This window comes from Pseudomonas sp. GD04158 (assembly GCF_029834875.1).
Classification (GTDB): Bacteria; Pseudomonadota; Gammaproteobacteria; order Pseudomonadales; family Pseudomonadaceae; genus Aquipseudomonas; species Aquipseudomonas hydrolytica.
In genome coordinates this window covers 1-18,896 of sequence record NZ_JAODYT010000076.1, presented here as the reverse complement: position 1 = coordinate 18,896, position 18,896 = coordinate 1, and the positions used below count along the sequence as shown (strand labels likewise).

Sequence of the window (18,896 nt, the reverse complement as noted above, 5' to 3'; positions counted from 1 at the left end):
ACGCGCGGGCGCACCGGCTTGCAGACGTAATCGTCGGCGCCCATCTCCAGGCCCAGTACCTGGTCCATATCGTCGGTGCGGGCGGTCAGCATCAGGATCGGCCCCTTGTAGCCGGCGCGCACCTTGCGGCAGATGCTCAGACCGTCCTCGCCCGGCAGCATCAGATCGAGCATCACCAGGTCCGGCTGTTCGGCGAGGATGCGCGCCGCAGCGCGGGCGCCATCGGCCTCTATGGCCACCCGCAGACCGTTGCCCTCCAGGTACTCGCGGGTCAACTGCGCCAGGCGTTGGTCATCCTCGACGATCAGAATCCGCCACGCTTCTTGTTCCACGCCCTCATCCTCTCTCGACTGCCGCCATGGGAAACCCAGGCATTGTAAGAGCGCGCCGCCGATACCGCGAGAAGGGGCTGTGTTCAAGGCCGGCGAACGACCATACGCCTCGCGCCGGACGCTCGCAGGGTGTTGCGGGGCCGTCTAGGCGCGCACCTGCTTTTATGACTCCCCGGCGTCGGCCGCCAATGCACGCAGCCCGGGTGCCCCTCCCAAGCAGCGGCGATCAACTGCCCCTATATATAGTGGTAAGCTGCGCAGGCCTCGACGCGCCGGCGCCCCCATCGCAACGCCCCCGCCAGCCGCGACAAACGGTCAGAGCCAGGCCCCATGAGGGCTACCCGACAGACCGGGTCAGTCACCCACAAACGACCCACAAGTTATCCACAGGATATTCTTCGCAAGCCGCCTTGCAATGCCTCAAACAGCGCACTATCTTGTATCCCCATTGCTCGCCACCCACCAGATATTGGGTTGAAGCGAAAAACCGGACACAAGAAGAACGAATCGCGCAAGCCCCTTTCGCAGGGTTTTCCCGGTCTTTCAGACAGCAGTTTCGCAGCACCCCAGGCCTGGCCTGGGTTACAGCCACGAAGCACCTCTTGCAGGTACTTCGCGAGCCGGTCAGGCAGCGCGCCGAGTCGCCAGCCGACCACTATATGTAGTAGGCGGGGTGCCGTAATGCCCTGCCAGACTTTGCGCCAGGACGGCACTCAAGTCGTGCCCACCCTGCCCGCTCTTGCGACACCCCGTACCCGGCCCCGCTGCCGCGTGCGGATCAGTTGTTAATGGAATGAACGGCGGACAAGGGGCGACATCTACTGTCGTGACGTCCAACCAGAAAATTACAGAACACGGAGATCTCCATGCACACCGACACCACTCGCGAGAACCCGCAGGCCGTGGCGCCGCAGGGCGCCGATTCCTCCCAGGATCTGGCGGCCACCGCCCCCGGCCAGCTGCGCGTGATCAAGCGCAACGGCACTGTCGTCCCCTACACCGATGACAAGATCACCGTCGCCATCACCAAAGCGTTCCTCGCCGTGGAGGGCGGTACCGCCGCCGCCTCGTCGCGTATCCATGACACCGTCGCGCGCCTGACCGAGCAGGTCACCGCCACCTTCAAGCGCCGCATGCCGTCCGGCGGCACCATCCATATCGAAGAGATCCAGGACCAGGTCGAACTGGCCCTGATGCGCGCCGGCGAGCAGAAAGTCGCCCGCGACTACGTGATCTACCGCGAGGCCCAGGCCAACAAGCGCAAGGCCAGTGCCGGCAGCGAAATCGCCCAGCCGCACCCGAGCATCCGCATCACCGCCGCCGACGGCAGCCTGCAGCCGCTCGACATGGGCCGCCTGCAGACCATCATCCGCGAAGCCTGCGAAGGCCTGGCCGAAGTGGACGGCGCGCTGATCGAGCGTGAAACCCTGAAGAACCTGTACGACGGCGTGGCCGAGAAGGACGTCAACACCGCCCTGGTGATGACCGCCCGTACCCTGGTCGAGCGCGAGCCGAACTACAGCTACGTCACCGCCCGCCTGCTGATGGACAACATCCGCGCCGAGGCCCTGACCTTCCTGGGCATCACCCAGAGCGCCACCCACCACGAGATGGTCGACCTGTACGCCAAGGCTCTGCCGGCCTACGTCGACAAGGGCGTGGAGTTCGAGCTGCTCGATCCCAAGCTGAAAGAGTACGACCTGGAGAAGCTGGGCAAGGCGCTGAACCACGAGCGCGACCAGCAGTTCACCTACCTCGGCCTGCAGACCCTGTACGACCGCTACTTCATCCACAAGGACGGCATCCGCTTCGAACTGCCGCAGGTATTCTTCATGCGCGTGGCCATGGGCCTGGCCATCGAAGAGCCGAAGAACCGCGAAGACCGCGCCATCGAGTTCTACAACCTGCTGTCCTCGTTCGACTACATGGCGTCGACCCCGACCCTGTTCAACGCCGGCACCCTGCGTCCGCAGCTGTCCTCCTGCTACCTGACCACCGTGCCGGACGACCTGTCGGGCATCTACAGCGCCATCCACGACAACGCCATGCTGAGCAAATTCGCTGGCGGTCTGGGCAACGACTGGACCCCGGTGCGCGCACTGGGCTCCTACATCAAGGGCACCAACGGCAAATCCCAGGGCGTCGTGCCCTTCCTCAAGGTGGTCAACGACACCGCCGTGGCGGTCAACCAGGGCGGCAAGCGCAAGGGCGCGGTCTGCGCCTACCTGGAAACCTGGCACATGGACATCGAGGAATTCCTCGAGCTGCGCAAGAACACCGGTGACGACCGTCGTCGTACCCACGACATGAACACCGCCAACTGGATTCCGGACCTGTTCATGAAGCGCGTCTTCGAAGACGGCAAGTGGACCCTGTTCTCCCCAAGCGAAGTGCCGGACCTGCACGACCTGACCGGCAAGGCCTTCGAAGAGCGCTACGAGTACTACGAAGCCCTGATCGAGTACGGCAAGATCAAGCTGTACAAGACCATCCAGGCCAAGGACCTGTGGCGCAAGATGCTCTCGATGCTGTTCGAGACCGGCCACCCGTGGCTGACCTTCAAGGACCCGTGCAACCTGCGCAGCCCGCAGCAGCACGTGGGCGTGGTGCACAGCTCCAACCTGTGCACCGAGATCACCCTGAACACCAACAAGGACGAGATCGCCGTCTGCAACCTGGGTTCGGTCAACCTGGTCAACCACATCGTCGACGGCAAGCTGGACATCGAGAAACTCGGCCGCACCGTGAAGACCGCCGTGCGCATGCTCGATAACGTCATCGACATCAACTACTACAGCGTGCCGCAGGCGCGTAACTCCAACCTCAAGCACCGTCCGGTCGGCCTCGGCCTGATGGGCTTCCAGGACGCCCTGTACCTGCAGCACATCGCCTACGGCTCCGACGCGGCCATCGAGTTCGCCGACCGCTCCATGGAAGCCATCAGCTACTACGCCATCCAGGCCTCCTGTGACCTGGCCGAAGAGCGCGGCGCCTACAGCACCTTCGAAGGTTCGCTGTGGAGCAAGGGCATCCTGCCGCTGGATTCGCAGCAGATCCTGATCGAAGCCCGTGGCCAGAAGTACATCGACGTCGACCTGTCCGAGTCGCTGGACTGGGCGCCGCTGCGCGAGCGCGTGAAGAAAGGTATTCGCAACTCGAACATCATGGCCATCGCGCCGACCGCGACCATCTCCAACATCATTGGCGTGTCGCAGTCCATCGAGCCGACCTACCAGAACCTGTACGTGAAATCGAACCTCTCCGGCGAATTCACCGTAATCAACCCCTACCTGGTTCGCGACCTGAAGAACCGCGGCCTGTGGGACCCGGTCATGGTCAACGACCTGAAGTACTACGACGGCTCCGTGCAGCAGATCGAGCGCATCCCGCAGGACCTGAAAGACCTGTACGCCACCGCCTTCGAAGTGGAAACCAAGTGGATCGTCGACGCCGCCAGCCGTCGCCAGAAGTGGATCGACCAGGCTCAGTCGCTGAACCTGTACATCGCCGGCGCCTCGGGCAAGAAGCTGGATGTGACCTACCGCATGGCCTGGTACCGTGGCCTGAAAACCACCTACTACCTCCGTGCCCTGGCCGCCACCAGCACCGAGAAGTCCACCATCAACACCGGCAAGCTGAACGCGGTTTCCGCTGGTGGTGACGAAGGCTTCTCGGCCAAGGCTCAGGCGCCTGCCCAGCAGGCCGCTCCGGCCCCGGCGCCAGTGCCGAAGGCCTGCGCCATCGACGAGCCCGACTGCGAGGCTTGTCAGTAAGGCTGGCGCGTGGATCTGAACGGCGCCCGCATCGTTGCCTGGTAGGCCGGCCCCCATCACGTACATGCGTACGCTCAGGGGCTCCGACCTACCAGGCGCCTAGCGCCGCTCAGCTACACGCTCGAAGGTCTGACGCAGTTCTAAAGCAAATCAGCGGTAAATCCCCTCTCCCGCTTGCGGGAGACGACTGCAGGGATGCAGGAGGTAGGGTGAAGCAGGAAGCCCGAACCGAGGGCTAGGGAGAGGGCAAGGCTCTTCCGTAGGAGCGGCTTCAGCCGCGAACCTCACGGACAAACACGAGCCAACCCTCCCCACCCAATTCCCGCCCCTCCTCCTCCGGGTCGAGGGGCAAGGGTCAGCCAGCAATCCACCGCCCGCTGACCAGTGGTACCCGTTTTACCCTTGCGCGCATCACGCAACGGAACATAATTCAAATTATCTGTATATCCATACAGGCCGGTTCGCTAACCGGCCCTCACGCAGGAGCCAAGCCATGCTGAGCTGGGATGAATTCGACAAGGAAGACGGCGCAGAAGCAGGCGCCGCAAGCAAAGCCAACGCACAGAGTGCCGGCACCAACTTCGACAAGCTCGACAGCGAAGCTGCCGGCTCGGTCGAGCAGGCCCGCGCTGTCGACGCCAACGACTCCGACGCCGTCGCCCGCGCCAAGAAAGCCCTGAACGACCTCGACATCCAGGAAGGCCTGGACGACCTCGAAGGCGCCGCCGCGCGCGTACAGGTCGGCGACAAGCAGATGATCAACGCCCGCGCCGACCTCAACCAGCTCGTACCCTTCAAGTACGACTGGGCCTGGCAGAAGTATCTGGATGGTTGCGCCAACCACTGGATGCCGCAGGAAGTGAACATGAACGCCGACATCGCGCTGTGGAAGAGCACCGACGGTCTCTCCGAAGACGAGCGCCGCATCGTCATGCGCAACCTCGGCTTCTTCTCCACCGCCGACAGCCTGGTTGCCAACAACCTGGTACTGGCCGTGTACCGCCTGATCACCAACCCCGAGTGCCGCCAGTACATCCTGCGCCAGGCCTTCGAGGAAGCGATCCACACCCACGCCTACCAGTACTGCATCGAGTCGCTGGGCATGGATGAAGGCGAGATCTTCAACATGTACCACGAGATCCCGAGCGTCGCGAAGAAGGCCTCCTGGGGCCTGAAGTACACCCGCTCGATCTCCGACCCGACCTTCAACACCGGCACCCCGGAAACCGACCGTCAGTTCCTCAAGAACCTGATCGCCTACTACTGCGTACTGGAAGGCATCTTCTTCTACTGCGGCTTCACCCAGATCCTCTCCATGGGCCGCCGCAACAAGATGACCGGCACCGCCGAGCAGTTCCAGTACATCCTGCGTGACGAGTCCATGCACCTGAACTTCGGCATCGACGTGATCAACCAGATCAAGATCGAGAACCCGCACCTGTGGGATGCCCAGATGAAGGACGAAGCCACCCAGATGATCCTGCAGGGCACCCAGCTGGAGATCGAATACGCGCGTGACACCATGCCGCGCGGCGTACTGGGCATGAACGCCGCGATGATGGAGGACTACCTCAAATTCATCGCCAACCGCCGCCTGACCCAGATTGGCCTGAAGGAAGAGTACCCGGGCACCACCAACCCCTTCCCGTGGATGAGCGAGATCATGGACCTGAAGAAGGAGAAGAACTTCTTCGAGACCCGCGTGATCGAGTATCAGACTGGTGGGGCGTTGAGCTGGGATTGATGGCTCGCTGACATCAGAGTAGATTGCCCCTACACCTGCCATGGATGTTGGGAATGACTGAATAAAAAGCCCCGCCTAGTGCGGGGTTTTTTATTCAGCAGGACTACAGATTGAAACAAACACTTTACAAATACTGCTCAGTATCAACAAGCAGTCAAATGAGCAGGGCGATAGACCTATTAAACGGCAGAATATACTTCTCAGCACCTGCAAATTTCAACGACCCATTTGAGCTATCTGCAAAGGTAAACATATCTTCCTCACCTCTTCTTGATACACTTTCGCAAAAAGAGAGGAATGAAGTATTACGCGTATTTAGATTAAGGCCGCCTACCGCACTGTCTGATGACTGGAAAGAAAAAGTAGGCATACTCTGCTTATCCGAAGACCCTGCAAACATCTTAATGTGGTCACATTACTCCAATAATCACTCTGGGATATGCATCGGATTCGATACCGACCAAAAGCCCTTTAGCTCAGCCAAAATGGTCAGCTATAGCGATGAACGTCCTGCAGCAGACTTTAACTCCGATTCAGAAAAATTGCTCAGCCGAGTTCTACTAACAAAATCCAAGCACTGGAGCTACGAGAGAGAATGGCGCTCAATTAAAAGAACCATTGAAAGCGACGAACTTAACTTTTACTATAAAACCTTCAAAAACAACCCTGATCGCCTAGATGAAATAGCGAGCACCATTGAAGAAAACGGCGGACCTGGGCTCTATAGCTTTGAAAAAAGCGCCATATGCAGCATATTTCTCGGCTCCAAAATCACATCCGACAATAAAGAAAAACTAATTCAAGCAGCACGTTCTGCCTGCCCACAAGCAAAAATCTTTCAAATGGAACTTGACCATAACTACTTTTGGCTTAACAAAAAAGGTATAAGTAGCTTTGGGCTTGCCCCTTAGCAGAGGACGCCAAAAAAGCTGTGACCCCCGACTTTGCGAAGCCCCTACCTTTTGAAAACCAAGACATTGGCCGTTTGCTAACCAATCTTTATAAACCCTCTCAACTACGACATAACATATAAAAGGATTTAATAATGCCCTCACAAGAGCAAGGAATTCTACCCATCATAAGCTGGATAATGGACAACCTAACGGCCCTTGCATCTATAGCCTATGCCGCGACGTTTATTGCGTTTCTTCTTTATGTCTATACGCGTGCCGGCTCCATGCATTTTTTAAGAGATAGAATTTGGCGTTTGATGGGCGGAAAATCTGACTTCCTGATCCCAGACTTACAAAAACTAAAACTAGAAGCTCGCGAGCTTGAGCACTTTCGATTCGAGTTCGGAATTCCCGCCACCACCATTCGAGATATTGAGCAATTTGAGCATTGGATTAGCGACAACATCATATCTCTTAAAGATGCGGCTACAGCCAAGGAATATATCGACTGGTCAGACTACAACCAATTACGCATAAAGGAAAAGAACTTTACTCTTTTACGAAAACTTTTCACATATTTTGGCATTTTTACATTGACATCTGCCGCACTATTCTTTTTTATCGCCATACCGAACTACTTAATGGCCAGCTTTGAAGACTCCCCATTTTTCTATATCTCAACCAAAGAAACAAAATTCTCAATTCTCGGCGGAGATACGCTAGACAGCTTATCATGCAAAGAAAAAGAAGTACTGAGCAGACTTAGCCAAGAAAATGAATTCCCTCTAGATAGACTGCAGTCTATCTGCAGCACGTATGCAAGCGAAGAAAAAATTAGCTTACTCAAAAAACGTATAAGTGAACAAAAGTCAGCCGCTCTGGCTTTGGCACTATTCTTTGTACTGTTAATGATCTATTTTGCTCGCGAATCAACGAAAGTCTTCGCAGCCCAGCGGATACAAAAGAATCTGGAAGCGAAGCAAATAACGGCGAAAAATTGAAGACTTATTTTCTACGCCATCCTCTACTACTGGTTTCGCCCTTACGGCGAGTCACTTGACTCGCTTCGCTCGCCCTACGGGCCAGCCTTCGGCTGTTACTCCGCTTCGCTACGTTTCGGCCTCCTGACGGGATTCAGAGACCGAGTCGCCTGAGCTGTCCGCGCAGACAAATCAAAAGAAAAAGCAGAGCCAAAGCATTGCGGCTTTGCTGCAATGCTTTGGCTCCTTGCTGTTCTGGAGCGCCAATCTCACAGACGACGCCAAGCGCCCCTTCAGGAGGCCGAGCGGAATCGTTGCGCAGGGGGTGAGCCGCATGGATGCGGCGAAAGGCGTAAAGGGCCAGGGACGGCCCTTGTACGCCGACCCCGGAGTGACGATGGAGCGAGGGAAGTCTGGCGCAGCCAGACCCGGATGGCGGGGCTAGACCTTTTGGTTACTTTTGGGGCAATGCCAAAAGTGACCCGCCGTAAGGGCGGAACCGGTATCAAAATCCCTACATCAGCGGCGAGATCACGCCACTACGAAGCCTAAGAGCTATCGAGCTGCCATGGTTGTTCATAGAAAAACACTGCAGCACACTGCCCCTTCATCGTAAGGAGACGACGCCAAATGCCCGACATGCCCAGCCCAATCCCCTTGATCATCCTCGACGTTCAGGACGCCATCGATCAGCCCATCTGGAATGGCAAGAGTCATCCCGGTTACCTGGCCGTCATCCAACGCCTCCTGCAATTCTGGCGCTCGAATGGCTGGCCCGTCCTTCACGTAAAGCACGATGAAAAGACGCCCACCTCCAGCTATTACCTTCACGGCCCCTGGAATGGCATCAAACAGGAAGTCGCGCCGATAGAAGGCGAAGCCGTCATCATCAAGCATGAAAACTGCGCGTTCATAGGCACCCAATTGGATGCCGCGCTGAAGGGCATGAACGCAAATAGCATCGTGCTGACGGGCGTTGTCATCCACAACAGCATGGATGCCACCATCCGCGCAGGCAAAGCGCTCGGGTACAGCATCATCCTCCCGTCAGATGCCACAACCGCCGTACCTGTGACAGGGCCAGGTGGAACCCGCTGGGAAGCCTCGACCGTATACGAGCTGACGCTGGCCATACTGGGCGCCGAATATGCTGAGGTCATGTCATCAGACGATGTGATCGCACAACTCAGCAAGTAGCCCGGACACTGAATCCAACGGTGGATGAAGAAATTGTCATCCACCCTGCGCGCCGCTTGGATTGCCCTCCACTGCCCGCCTTGCGCCAATCTCAGGGAAAGTCGGCCGGTTCAGCCTCGTGGGCCTCGTGCAGCAGCTCGATGAATGGCCTTGCCTCATCAAGCGAATGAGCGGCGATGGCGGTGACCGGAATCCCCGGTGTCCATGAATTCATCACGGCCGCCCCAGAGAGCTCTTTCACCCGCTCGAGCGTGATGACTTCACAACGCAGGGGCACGCCGAGGCGGGCAAGTTGACGCTGAACCATGCCCATCATGGTGCCTTTGAGCATCTCGGCCTCAGGCCAGATCACCGTCTCACCATCCCAGAACGCCAGGTTCCAGATCGTGGCCTCACTCAGGTGCCCACGTCGATTGACGAAGGCCGCATCATCGAAACCCTCACGTATGGCCTGGTGCAGGTAATAGGTCTTGCCGATTTCACCGACATGCTTGATTGCCGCCAGCGGTCTCTCATGCTCAATGACACTCAAGCGCAAGGGGCCTTGCGGCCCATCGGACGGCGCGGCTGTGCGTACGAACACGGCAGGTTCAACCTCCATGCTGGCGGCCGTGAACTCGCCGTGAGGTGAAAAGACGGTGACGGTCAGTGACTGGTCGCTCGCGCCTTCTTCGATCGCGGTGCGAATGTACGACCGCAGCAGCGCTTCAGCAGGCGCACGGTTGAAGAGCTCCAGAGAGGCATCGCGCAGGCGCTGCAGATGAAGATCCAGCCCCTTGATTCTGGAGTGTCTGACCTGCATCGCAGTGAAGTGGGCAAAACCGGCGAAAGCCAGCGGGTTCAGTGGTGAGGCGCTGACAGGTTGTCCATCGATGTAGGACGGATAGGGGTTCGGGTGAATCGCCATGAGAACGGCTCCTGATGGTGCTCGATTGATCGAGCCCCTATCATCGATCCTGACAGCACTGTCAGAGTCAAGGCGAAGGAAGCGATGAAAATAGGTGAGCTATCCAGACGTTCTGGCGTGAGTGTGAGAATGCTCCGTTACTACGAAACCGAAGGGTTGCTGAAGCCCAAGCGCACAGCCAGCGGCTACCGCGATTACGACCTGGCAGAGTTGCGCACGGTCGAACGCATCAGGTTGCTGGGTGCAGCCGGCATGACCCTGGCGACCATCTTGAAGTTCTTGCCGTGCGTGAGAGGCGAAGGCCTCGCCTTCGAGCCATGCGATGAGCTGCGTGACGTTCTGCACGAACAGATCCGCGTGGCCGATCAGAAAGCGGCCGAATTGGCGCAAAGCCGCAAGATTCTTGAGAGTTTTCTGCAGGAAGTTGAGCGAGGCTGATCAGCAGCACCTAGTTCGAACAACCGCCATTACAGTGGATGAAAAGAGCGCCACCCACCCTAGGTGACTAACCCTTGCCCTTCTTCCTGGCAATCGCCTTCATCCGCGCTGCCGCTTTCTGCACGGTGGTCATCTTCTCGGGCCGTTTCATACCCCGCCACTTGCGGATTTCCTCGCGCGTGCGCCCACAGCTGATGCACAGCTCGCCGTTGAGCTGACACAGCGACACGCAGGGACTCTCAATGTCCTTGGCCACGCTTGCCCCTTGCCGGCTGCTCGACCGAAAACGCGACATGGGTGGCGATGCTGGAAACGCTGATGCCCACTTCATCGAACGCCGCCTGCGTCAGTCGCAGCATTCTCGCCTTGTCCGAACTGGCGAGTGCGCGCGCCCTGCTCGCCTCGCTGTCGAACATCCAGGTCACGCGCAGGCTCTGCGGAAAACGCTCGTAGTCCACCTCATGGGTCAGCCACTGGAAGCCGACGATTTCGCTTTTCGCCGTTTCACAAGCCAGGGTCAGGGTGCGGATCAGCTCGCGCTCGATGCCTGAGTATTTTCGTTTTGGCGATGGCATAAGGTGCTCTGGGTCTGGGCTCGGTGCGCCGCCATGTTACCGGAGGTGCGGTGCAAAGCCGTCAATCCATAAGAGTTCCGCCTTTACCTTCATCACCCGTTACGCTCTGCGCGCGCCGCCGCGCTTCAAGCAACCGGCAGGATCGAAGCTCGTCTTCCGAACACAGCCAGTCCATGGCATCACCTCCGGCTTTTACCGGCAAATCCCGGCATGGATGACGCACCTACACCGAACACAACCCACCCGGCACCGTCAGGATCCACTCGCGAACCGCCAGAATGGTCGGATCGTTCCGGCGGCTCTCCGGGTACACCAGAAAGAACGGCTTGCCTTCCAGCTCCGGGCCGAAGGGCTGCACCAGACGCCCCTCGCGCAGTTCGTCCTCGATCAGCTGGCGGCTCATCAGCGCCACACCCTGGGCACCGACGGCGGCCGAGACGGCGTGGGTCTCGTCGGAGAACACCAGCCCGGCGCTGACATCCAGGCCCGGTATCTGCGCTTTTTTCTGCCAGACGGCCCAGTCCAGCGGCGAGGAAATCGCAGCCTGGTTACGAAAGTGAATCAGCGAATGCCCGGGCAGATCGGCCGCATCGTGCAGCCCCAGCAAAGGGCTGCAGGCCGGGATGAAGGTGTTGTCGAACAGCTTCTCGGCCACCAGACCGGGCCAGCGGCCGTCGCCGTAGCGAATGGCGATATCGGCGGTGACGCCATCGAGTGCCACCGGCTCGTGCGAGGCGTGGATGCGCAGATCGATCTCCGGGTGCGCGTCGCGCAGCAGGCAGACCCAGGACAGCAGCCAGCGCACCGCCACCGCAGGGGTGGTGCTGAGGGTGATGGCCTGCCGGCTGGGCATGGCGCTGAGCCGCTCGACAGCAGCGCCGATGCTGTCGAACGCGCTCTCCAGCACCTGCTGCAGCTCGCGCCCGGCCATGGTCAGTTCCAACTGACGAGGTTTGCGTACGAACAGTGCGACGCCGAGGGATTCTTCCAGCGCCCGGATCTGGTGGCTGATCGCCGTGGCGGTGACGGAGAGCTCTTCTGCCGCCTGCTTGGCACTCTCGTGACGCGCGGCCGCCTCGAAGGCGCGCAGGGCGGAAAGCGACGGTAGCCTGCGCCGGCTCATAGCTGAATTCTCCTCATCCATTTCGAAAAATATTGATCGTTTGTCGCCCTGCCGGGCTGAACCTAGCCTGAGCCTGCAGCTTTTCACAGATGAATACAAATTCGAGCAGGAGATTCGACATGACTCATATTCTGCATCTCGACGCCAGCGCCCGCCCCGGCCTTGCCGGCAAGGATGAACACGGCTCGCATAGCCGCAACCTCAGCCATCGCTTCGTCAGCCAGTGGCAGGCACGCCGTCCGCAGGACGTCGTCACCTATCGCGACATTGGCCAGAACCCGCCCTCGATCATCAACCATGACTGGATCGCCTCGTCCTTCACGCCCGAGCCGCAGCGCGAGGCCTGGATGCGCGACACCCTGGCCGAGAGCGATCGTCTGGTGGACGAACTGATCGCCGCCGACGTTCTGGTGATCGGCACGCCGCTGTACAACTTCGGCATGCCCGCCGCGCTCAAGGCGTGGATCGACCAGGTGGTACGCCCCGGCCGCACGGTGGAGGTGGACGAAAGCAACCCGCTCGATCCCTACGTGCCCAAGCTGGCCGACCGGCCTCGCCATCTGGTGATCCTCACGGCCCGCGGCGGTGTGGGTTTCGATGCGGGCGGCGAGATGGCGCACATGAACCATCTGGAGCCAAACCTGATCACCGCACTCGGTTTCATCGGCATCACCCGCGTGCACCAGGTCGCCATCGAGGGTCAGGAGGTGGGCGGCGAACTGCTCGCCGAGTCAGTCAAAAAGGCCTTGGGCAAGGTCGATGCGCTGGTGGCCGAGCTGCAGCGTTCATTGCAAGCCGAGCGCGTCGAAGAGCCGGCGTGAGGCAATGGCCAGGCTGAGGATGACGCTGCCTCGCCTCAGCGCTTGCTACAGGCGAACAGCGCGTTGCCGGAGCTGGCATCCCACGGCGTCAGCCGCTGATAGTCATGCTCCAGCACCTGCACCTCGAAGTACGGCGCCAGCAGGGTCTGCAACTCGGCGAAGCTCACCGCCACCATCGGGTGCTCGTCGAGCCAGACCTCGGTCCGCTCGGCGACGGTGCGCTCGATGCGCAGGCGCAACGCCTGCTGTTCGCCCTCGCCGCGGTAGAACCAGCCGGAGCTGAAGCGGAACTGCCCTTCGCCATGCTGCGCGCTGTGGGAAACGAACGAGGCGTTGTCGATGCGCTGCTTGTCCACGGCGTTGAAGCAGAACACCCCGCCCGGCGCCAGGGCATGGTGCACGCTGGCGATGCAGGCCTTGAGCCGCTCGATGCTGGCGCTGTAGTGGATGGAGTAGAGAAAACAGGTGATCAGGTCCAGCGGCTCGTCGACCTGAAAACCGCACATGTCCTGCCGGGCAAAGCGTGCCTCCGGGCAGCGCTGGGCGGCGCGGTCGAGCATGGGCTGGTTGATGTCCAGGCCGCTGCTGACGTAGCCGGCATCGAGAAAATGCCGCACGTGCGGGCCGGTGCCGCAGGCCAGATCGAGATGGCGCTTGCCGCCGTTACCGAACAGCTGCTGCAGGCGCTGCACGCAGTGGCTCTGCGACGCGTAGTCGATGTCCGCGCACATCAGGTCGTAATAGCCTGACAGGTCGGTATAGAGGGCGTTGCCGGACATGATGACCCGCCAGGATGTCGAGGGGGCGCGCATCATAGCTCAGGCCACGCGGGGGCAGAATCACTATCGCTGCCGTCGATGTGCCGGTGGTCCGATCCCGTTCGGCGCAGCCTGTGCAACGTTGACGGCGCGCCTCTTCGGACAGCGGGAAGCCCTCTAGTGCGGGGCTTTCGCCAGCTATCAGGCGCATCGATTTTCACCATCAAGCCAATGAAGTTCTCTCAGAAAATCCAGTGCGTAACATTTGCTCCAGACCCAACCACAACCCCCGGAGCACCAAGATCATGAAACGCCAACTCATCCTCAGCTTCGCTTTCTCCGTACTGGCAGCCAACGTATTCGCCGCCTCTTCCGCCCAACCTGTAGTCGCCGAAGGTGGCTCTGATCGCCTGATCGAAAATCGCGTCGCCGAAGGTGGCTCCGATCGTCTGATCGAAAATCGCGTCGCCGAAGGTGGCTCCGATCGCCTGATCGAGAACCGCGTTGCCGAAGGTGGCTCGGATCGTCTGATCGAAAATCGCGTCGCCGAAGGTGGCTCCGACCGTCTGATCGAAAACCGCGTCGCCGAAGGTGGCTCCGACCGTCTGATCGAAAACCGCGTCGCCGAAGGTGGCTCCGACCGCCTGATCGAGAACCGCGTCGCCGAAGGTGGCTCTGATCGCCTGATCGAAAATCGCGTCGCCGAAGGTGGCTCTGATCGCCTGATCGAGAACCGCGTTGCCGAAGGTGGTTCCGACCGTCTGATCGAAAACCGCACCGCCTGAAACCTTCCTGATGAACTGATCGAGAACGCCGTATGACTCGATGCCAAGCGCAGCCCCACAAGGCCGGCCTGATAAGCCGGCCTTGTTGTTTTCAGGGCTGGAAAGCCACGCGCGCTCTGCGCGAATGAATACCCCCGTGTCGACCCCAGGCAATCGACACCCCTGCCCCCGCTCTATGGTGAACGCCCCTTTTCATCATTCACCGGAGCGCCCCATGGCCAACAAACCGATTACCGTTCTGCGCGACACCCAGCCGATGCCCGTCGTCGATGCCTGCAAGTGGGAGCGCATCGAAGGTGACCCGCACACCGTCAACCTCAACGCCTACACCTCCGAAGACGGCAGCAAGATCATGGGCACCTGGATCTGCACGCCCGGCAAGTGGCGTGTGGAGTACGTGAAGTGGGAGTACTGCCACTTCCAGGAAGGCTACTGCATCATCACCCCGGACGGCATGGAGCCGATTCACCTCAAGGCCGGTGACATCTTCGTGGTCGAACCCGGCATGAAGGGCACCTGGGAAGTGGTGGAGACGGTGCGCAAGTACTTCGTGTTCGCCTGAAGCCGGTGCGCCGGCAGCGGCAGCTGACCCGCAACCGCTGCCGCCGTATCGCTGAACTTGCTTGAAAGTTACGGGAACTTGGCCTATCCAGAACGGTCTGTGCTGCTCCGCCCACCCGGCGGCTCCCCATAACGGACGGTCCACAAGGCCCTTCAGCAAGGAATCATCATGACCCGCCTCAAACTGCCCCTTCTCTCCCTCGCCTGCGCGCTGCCGCTGGTCGCCTGCGCTGCCACCCCCGAAGCGCTCAAGCCCTACCCCGCCGCCGCCGACGGCTACATCCGCCATGTGATCGAGCTGCCGGCGCAAGCCAACGAAGCCGAGCACAAGGTGGAGATCATCGCCGGCAAGACCCTGGAAGTGGATTGCAACCAGCAGCGCCTGGGTGGTCAGTGGCAGGAGAAGACCGTCGAAGGCTGGGGCTACAGCTATTACGAGCTGAGCCAGGTCGGCCCGGCGATGAGCACGCTGATGGCCTGCCCGGAAGGCGCACGCAAGCAGGCGTTCGTGCGTGTCGGCGGCGAGCCGCATCTGGTGCGCTACAACAGCAAGCTGCCGCTGGTGATCTACGCGCCGAAGGATGTCGAGGTGCGCTACCGCCTGTGGTCCGCAGCAGCCGAAACCAGCACCGCGCCGCGTCAGTAACGCCGCTCGCTGTCGCTCGCCAGCAGCGCAGGCTTGCGGCGAGCCGACAAGGCGGCGGCGCCACCCGCCAGGCCTGCCGGCCGTCGACCGTAGCGGTCAGCGCATGCAGCACTGCTTGTATTTCTTGCCGCTGCCGCAGGTGCACGGGTCGTTGCGACCTACCTTGGCGTCCTCGCGGCGCACCGGCAGCACCGGCTGCAGGTTCTCCTGCCAGTATTCGTAGAGGGCGACGGCGGCCGGCTCGATCATCGCCGTGCTGGCGTCGTACTCGGCATCGGTCATGGCCTTGAGCGTTTCCGCGCCGCTCTCGTCACCGTGCAGGGCGATCAGCTTCAGCGCCGCCGCCACCGAATCGGGCAATGCTTCGTCGAGCCAGCCGGCGACTGCGGCGCCGCGCAGGTAGCCCGCGCACCATTCGGAGACGATCAGCTTCTCGCCCTTGCCGTTGTCGTCGGCGAGGAAGATCGCCTCGTAGTCGTCCGGCTCCTCGCTGAGCATGTAGGTGGCCTCGCTCATCAGCTCCACCGCCAGCTTCATGAAGCGCTCGCCGTCCTTGTCGCTCGGCCACTGTGGCGGCTGGTCGGCCCAGATCGCCGCATACCAGATGGCGGGCGCAACCTGGCGCGGGCCGGAGACGATGGCGGCGAAGTAGCCGTCCAGCTCGCTGGCAGAGAGGATCGAATCGTCATTGCCATATTTGAGCAGCCACTGATCGAGCTTCTCCAACCCTCTGTTGTCCATCACCCAGCCTCGCCGTGAAAAAAGGCCGCTAATGTCCCACAGATGAAGGGTTTCAGACAGCCCGAGCCGCCGTCCGGCATATCACGGATGCCCACACGCCAGCGGCCCGGTACAATGCGCGCCTTGCCCGTGTGCCAGCCCGATAAAAGAAATCACCATGTCCCTGCCCAAACACCACCTGGAACTGCTCAGCCCTGCGCGTGATGTCGAGATCGCCCGCGAGGCCATCCTCCACGGCGCCGACGCCGTCTATATCGGCGGCCCGAGCTTCGGCGCACGGCACAACGCCTGCAACGAAGTGAGCGATATCGCCAGGCTGGTGGAGTTCGCCCGGCGCTACCATGCGCGGGTGTTCACCACGCTCAACACCATTTTCCACGACGACGAACTGGAGCAGGTGCGCACGCTGATCCACCAGCTCTACGACGCGGGCGTGGATGCGCTGATCGTGCAGGACATGGGGGTGATGGAGCTGGATATCCCGCCCATCGAGCTGCATGCCAGCACCCAGACCGACATCCGCACCCTGGCGCGGGCCAAGTTCCTCGACCAGGCAGGGTTCTCCCAGCTGGTGCTGGCGCGCGAGCTGAACCTGCAGGAAATCCGTGCGATTGCCGATGAAACCGATGCCGCCATCGAATTCTTCATCCACGGCGCGCTGTGCGTGGCCTTCTCCGGCCAGTGCAACATCTCCCATGCGCAGACCGGGCGCAGCGCCAACCGCGGCGACTGCTCGCAGGCCTGCCGCCTGCCCTATACCCTCAAGGACGAGAAAGGCGGCGTGATCGCCTACGAGAAACACCTGCTGTCGATGAAGGACAACAACCAGAGCGCCAACCTGCGCGCCCTGGTCGAGGCCGGCGTGCGCTCGTTCAAGATCGAGGGCCGCTACAAGGATGTGGCCTACGTGAAGAACATCACCGCCCACTACCGCCGCGAACTTGACGCCATTCTCGAAGACCGCCCGGACCTGGCCCGCGCCTCCAGCGGCCGTACCGCGCACTTCTTCGTACCCGATCCGGACAAGACTTTCCACCGTGGCAGCACCGACTACTTCGTCACCGAGCGCAAGGTGGACATCGGCGCCTTCGACTCGCCGACCTTCACTGGCTTGCCCGTCGGCCACGTGGAAAAAGTGGGCAAGCGCGACCTGATCGCCGTCACCCACGAGCCCTTGTCCAATGGCGACGGCCTCAACGTGCTGGTCAAGCGCGAGGTGGTGGGCTTCCGCGCCAATATCGCCGAATTGAAAGACGAGTTCGAAGAGGACGGCGAGAAGCGCTACCGCTACCGCGTCGAGCCCAACGAGATGCCCGAAGGGCTCTTCCGCCTGCGCCCGAATCACCCGCTGAGCCGCAACCTCGACCACAACTGGCAGCAGGCGCTGCAGCGCACCAGCGCCGAGCGCCGTATCGGCGTCAGCTGGAAGGCCGTGCTGCGAGAGGATGCCCTGACGCTCACCGCCACCAGCGAAGAAGGCATCAGCGTCGACGTCGCCCTGCCCGGCCCGTTCGGCGCGGCCAACAAACCGGAACAGGCGCTGGACGGCCTGCGCGATCTGCTCACCCAGCTCGGTACCACCATCTACCACGCCCAGGGCGTGACGCTGGATGCCCCTCAGGCCTTCTTCGTGCCCAATTCGCAGCTCAAGGCGCTACGCCGCGAGGCCATCGAGGCGCTGACCGAAGCGCGCGTCGCCGCCCATCCGCGTGGCAGCCGCAAGGCCGAAACCGACCCGGCGCCGGTGTATCCGGAATCGCACCTGAGCTTCCTCTACAACGTCTACAACCAGAAGGCCCGCGACTTCTACCATCGCCATGGCGTGCAACTGATCGATGCCGCCTACGAGGCGCACGAGGAAACCGGCGAAGTGCCGGTGATGATCACCAAGCACTGCCTGCGCTTCTCCTTCAACCTGTGCCCCAAGCAGGCCAAGGGCGTGACCGGCGTGCGCACCAAGGTGGCGCCGATGCAACTCGTGCATGGCGATGAAGTGCTGACCCTGAAGTTCGACTGCAAGCCGTGCGAGATGCACGTGATCGGCAAGATGAAGGGCCACATCCTCGACCTGCCCCAGCCGGGCAGCGCCGCCGCCCAGGTGGTGGGCCACATCAGCCCGGACGACCTGCTCAAGACCATTCGCCAGAAGCCGGGCTACAGCCACTAACGCTACTATCGTCCAAGCCTCTGTGCGCACGGCGCACCCTACAAGAGCGACGTGCTCCGTAGGGTGCGCCGTGCGCACCAGCGTCCTCTGATGCGTGCGGCCAACCACCGGGGCCCGCTGTTTCAAGGGCCGCATGGCGCACCCTACCCGGCCCCGCCTCCTACCGGCTCATGATGCCTTCGCAGGCCTCGATCAACGCCGCCGCCAATTCGCGCGCGTAACCGGGCAACTGGTTGCGCGCGTGCAGCGCCACCTCCACCGGCGCTACCGGTGCGAAGCCTTCGGCCTCGCCCAATTCGCGGTGCGCGGCGGTGATCAGCCGGCGCGGCAGCAGGGTCAGGCCCAGGCCGCCCTCGGCCGCGGCGCTGACCCCGGGCAGGCTGCTGCTGACATAGGCGATGCGCCACGGCTTGCCCATGGCGTCCAGGGCATGGGTCATTTCCAGGCGATACAGG

The 18,896-nt window shown here is 61.1% G+C and carries 19 protein-coding genes; 11 read left to right on the top strand and 8 right to left on the bottom strand.

The window, feature by feature from the left end; genetic code table 11:
* Positions 1–332, bottom strand: a 332-nt coding sequence (locus N7333_RS20545; protein ID WP_279859322.1) for a response regulator, incomplete at its 3' end; no start/stop codon positions are given.
* Between the two features lie 866 nt (positions 333–1,198).
* Here N7333_RS20545 and N7333_RS20540 point away from each other — a divergent pair.
* The 5 genes from N7333_RS20540 to N7333_RS20520 all read left to right on the top strand — a co-directional run bounded on the left by N7333_RS20540 (position 1,199) and on the right by N7333_RS20520 (position 8,919).
* A complete protein-coding gene (locus N7333_RS20540) occupies positions 1,199–4,105 on the top strand; it encodes a ribonucleoside-diphosphate reductase subunit alpha (RefSeq protein ID WP_012019265.1) in 2,907 nt (968 codons plus the stop codon).
* Between the two features lie 493 nt (positions 4,106–4,598).
* Positions 4,599–5,849 (top strand): ribonucleotide-diphosphate reductase subunit beta, encoded by a 1,251-nt coding sequence (locus N7333_RS20535; protein ID WP_096827074.1) that lies wholly within the window; start codon positions 4,599–4,601, stop codon positions 5,847–5,849.
* 110 nt (positions 5,850–5,959) lie between these two features.
* The gene (locus N7333_RS20530; RefSeq protein WP_273257524.1) at positions 5,960–6,760 is read left to right on the top strand and encodes a DUF2971 domain-containing protein; all 801 of its coding nucleotides are present in this window, start codon (positions 5,960–5,962) and stop codon (positions 6,758–6,760) included.
* Between the two features lie 134 nt (positions 6,761–6,894).
* Positions 6,895–7,743, top strand: a complete 849-nt coding sequence (locus N7333_RS20525) for a DUF6216 family protein (RefSeq protein ID WP_129483527.1) — start codon at positions 6,895–6,897, stop codon at positions 7,741–7,743.
* Positions 7,744–8,352: 609 nt separating this feature from the next.
* Positions 8,353–8,919 (top strand): isochorismatase family protein, encoded by a 567-nt coding sequence (locus N7333_RS20520; protein ID WP_129483526.1) that lies wholly within the window; start codon positions 8,353–8,355, stop codon positions 8,917–8,919.
* A gap of 91 nt (positions 8,920–9,010) precedes the next feature.
* Here the strand turns inward: N7333_RS20520 and N7333_RS20515 are convergent, their stop codons facing one another.
* On the bottom strand, positions 9,011–9,826 hold the full coding sequence (locus tag N7333_RS20515) for an aminotransferase class IV family protein (RefSeq protein ID WP_129483525.1): 816 nt from the start codon (positions 9,824–9,826) through the stop codon (positions 9,011–9,013).
* Between the two features lie 84 nt (positions 9,827–9,910).
* On the opposite strand from N7333_RS20515, the gene N7333_RS20510 reads away from it, so the two are divergent.
* Positions 9,911–10,264: a MerR family transcriptional regulator gene (locus N7333_RS20510; protein ID WP_129483524.1), complete on the top strand. Its 354-nt coding sequence runs from the start codon at positions 9,911–9,913 to the stop codon at positions 10,262–10,264.
* 67 nt (positions 10,265–10,331) lie between these two features.
* Here the strand turns inward: N7333_RS20510 and N7333_RS20505 are convergent, their stop codons facing one another.
* From N7333_RS20505 to N7333_RS20495, 3 genes are all read right to left on the bottom strand, one after another.
* Entirely contained in the window at positions 10,332–10,520 is a 189-nt protein-coding gene (locus N7333_RS20505; RefSeq protein WP_129483523.1) for a DUF1289 domain-containing protein, read from the bottom strand.
* Positions 10,504–10,839 (bottom strand): hypothetical protein, encoded by a 336-nt coding sequence (locus N7333_RS20500; RefSeq protein WP_129483522.1) that lies wholly within the window; start codon positions 10,837–10,839, stop codon positions 10,504–10,506. Before N7333_RS20500 ends, N7333_RS20505 begins: the two co-directional genes overlap by 17 nt.
* Before the next feature lie 223 nt (positions 10,840–11,062).
* Positions 11,063–11,962, bottom strand: a complete 900-nt coding sequence (locus N7333_RS20495; RefSeq protein WP_279859321.1) for a LysR substrate-binding domain-containing protein — start codon at positions 11,960–11,962, stop codon at positions 11,063–11,065.
* 119 nt (positions 11,963–12,081) lie between these two features.
* Here N7333_RS20495 and N7333_RS20490 point away from each other — a divergent pair, with 119 nt between their 5' ends.
* On the top strand, positions 12,082–12,783 hold the full coding sequence (locus tag N7333_RS20490) for an NAD(P)H-dependent oxidoreductase (RefSeq protein ID WP_129483520.1): 702 nt from the start codon (positions 12,082–12,084) through the stop codon (positions 12,781–12,783).
* Between the two features lie 35 nt (positions 12,784–12,818).
* Here N7333_RS20490 and N7333_RS20485 read toward each other — a convergent pair whose 3' ends face one another.
* Entirely contained in the window at positions 12,819–13,562 is a 744-nt protein-coding gene (locus N7333_RS20485; RefSeq protein WP_129483519.1) for a class I SAM-dependent methyltransferase, read from the bottom strand.
* Between the two features lie 284 nt (positions 13,563–13,846).
* Between N7333_RS20485 and N7333_RS20480 the strand changes: the two genes are divergently transcribed.
* The 3 genes from N7333_RS20480 to eco all read left to right on the top strand — a co-directional run bounded on the left by N7333_RS20480 (position 13,847) and on the right by eco (position 15,533).
* Positions 13,847–14,326: a hypothetical protein gene (locus tag N7333_RS20480; RefSeq protein ID WP_059391265.1), complete on the top strand. Its 480-nt coding sequence runs from the start codon at positions 13,847–13,849 to the stop codon at positions 14,324–14,326.
* 214 nt (positions 14,327–14,540) lie between these two features.
* Positions 14,541–14,888 carry a cupin domain-containing protein gene (locus N7333_RS20475; protein ID WP_003241790.1) on the top strand — a complete coding sequence of 116 codons (348 nt, stop codon included), beginning with the start codon at positions 14,541–14,543 and terminating at the stop codon, positions 14,886–14,888.
* 168 nt (positions 14,889–15,056) lie between these two features.
* Entirely contained in the window at positions 15,057–15,533 is a 477-nt protein-coding gene (gene eco, locus N7333_RS20470; RefSeq protein WP_129483518.1) for a serine protease inhibitor ecotin, read from the top strand.
* A 96-nt stretch (positions 15,534–15,629) separates the two neighbouring features.
* Here eco and N7333_RS20465 read toward each other — a convergent pair whose 3' ends face one another.
* A complete protein-coding gene (locus N7333_RS20465) occupies positions 15,630–16,274 on the bottom strand; it encodes a YecA family protein (protein WP_036986951.1) in 645 nt (214 codons plus the stop codon).
* Between the two features lie 157 nt (positions 16,275–16,431).
* Here N7333_RS20465 and N7333_RS20460 point away from each other — a divergent pair, with 157 nt between their 5' ends.
* A complete protein-coding gene (locus N7333_RS20460; protein WP_129483517.1) occupies positions 16,432–18,441 on the top strand; it encodes a U32 family peptidase in 2,010 nt (669 codons plus the stop codon).
* A gap of 160 nt (positions 18,442–18,601) precedes the next feature.
* Here the strand turns inward: N7333_RS20460 and N7333_RS20455 are convergent.
* A partial coding sequence (locus tag N7333_RS20455; RefSeq protein WP_279859320.1) for a LysR substrate-binding domain-containing protein occupies positions 18,602–18,896 on the bottom strand: 295 nt, incomplete at its 5' end.

Coding starts and splice junctions, on each gene's coding strand:
- N7333_RS20520 (WP_129483526.1), top strand. CDS start 8,353: ATGCCCGACATGCCCAGCCCAATCCCCTTGATCATCCTCGACGTTCAG.
- N7333_RS20475 (WP_003241790.1), top strand. CDS start 14,541: ATGGCCAACAAACCGATTACCGTTCTGCGCGACACCCAGCCGATGCCC.
- N7333_RS20480 (WP_059391265.1), top strand. CDS start 13,847: ATGAAACGCCAACTCATCCTCAGCTTCGCTTTCTCCGTACTGGCAGCC.
- N7333_RS20500 (WP_129483522.1), bottom strand. CDS start 10,839: ATGCCATCGCCAAAACGAAAATACTCAGGCATCGAGCGCGAGCTGATC.
- N7333_RS20485 (WP_129483519.1), bottom strand. CDS start 13,562: ATGTCCGGCAACGCCCTCTATACCGACCTGTCAGGCTATTACGACCTG.
- N7333_RS20540 (WP_012019265.1), top strand. CDS start 1,199: ATGCACACCGACACCACTCGCGAGAACCCGCAGGCCGTGGCGCCGCAG.
- N7333_RS20515 (WP_129483525.1), bottom strand. CDS start 9,826: ATGGCGATTCACCCGAACCCCTATCCGTCCTACATCGATGGACAACCT.
- N7333_RS20495 (WP_279859321.1), bottom strand. CDS start 11,962: ATGAGCCGGCGCAGGCTACCGTCGCTTTCCGCCCTGCGCGCCTTCGAG.
- N7333_RS20525 (WP_129483527.1), top strand. CDS start 6,895: ATGCCCTCACAAGAGCAAGGAATTCTACCCATCATAAGCTGGATAATG.
- eco (WP_129483518.1), top strand. CDS start 15,057: ATGACCCGCCTCAAACTGCCCCTTCTCTCCCTCGCCTGCGCGCTGCCG.
- N7333_RS20535 (WP_096827074.1), top strand. CDS start 4,599: ATGCTGAGCTGGGATGAATTCGACAAGGAAGACGGCGCAGAAGCAGGC.
- N7333_RS20465 (WP_036986951.1), bottom strand. CDS start 16,274: ATGGACAACAGAGGGTTGGAGAAGCTCGATCAGTGGCTGCTCAAATAT.
- N7333_RS20460 (WP_129483517.1), top strand. CDS start 16,432: ATGTCCCTGCCCAAACACCACCTGGAACTGCTCAGCCCTGCGCGTGAT.
- N7333_RS20510 (WP_129483524.1), top strand. CDS start 9,911: ATGAAAATAGGTGAGCTATCCAGACGTTCTGGCGTGAGTGTGAGAATG.
- N7333_RS20490 (WP_129483520.1), top strand. CDS start 12,082: ATGACTCATATTCTGCATCTCGACGCCAGCGCCCGCCCCGGCCTTGCC.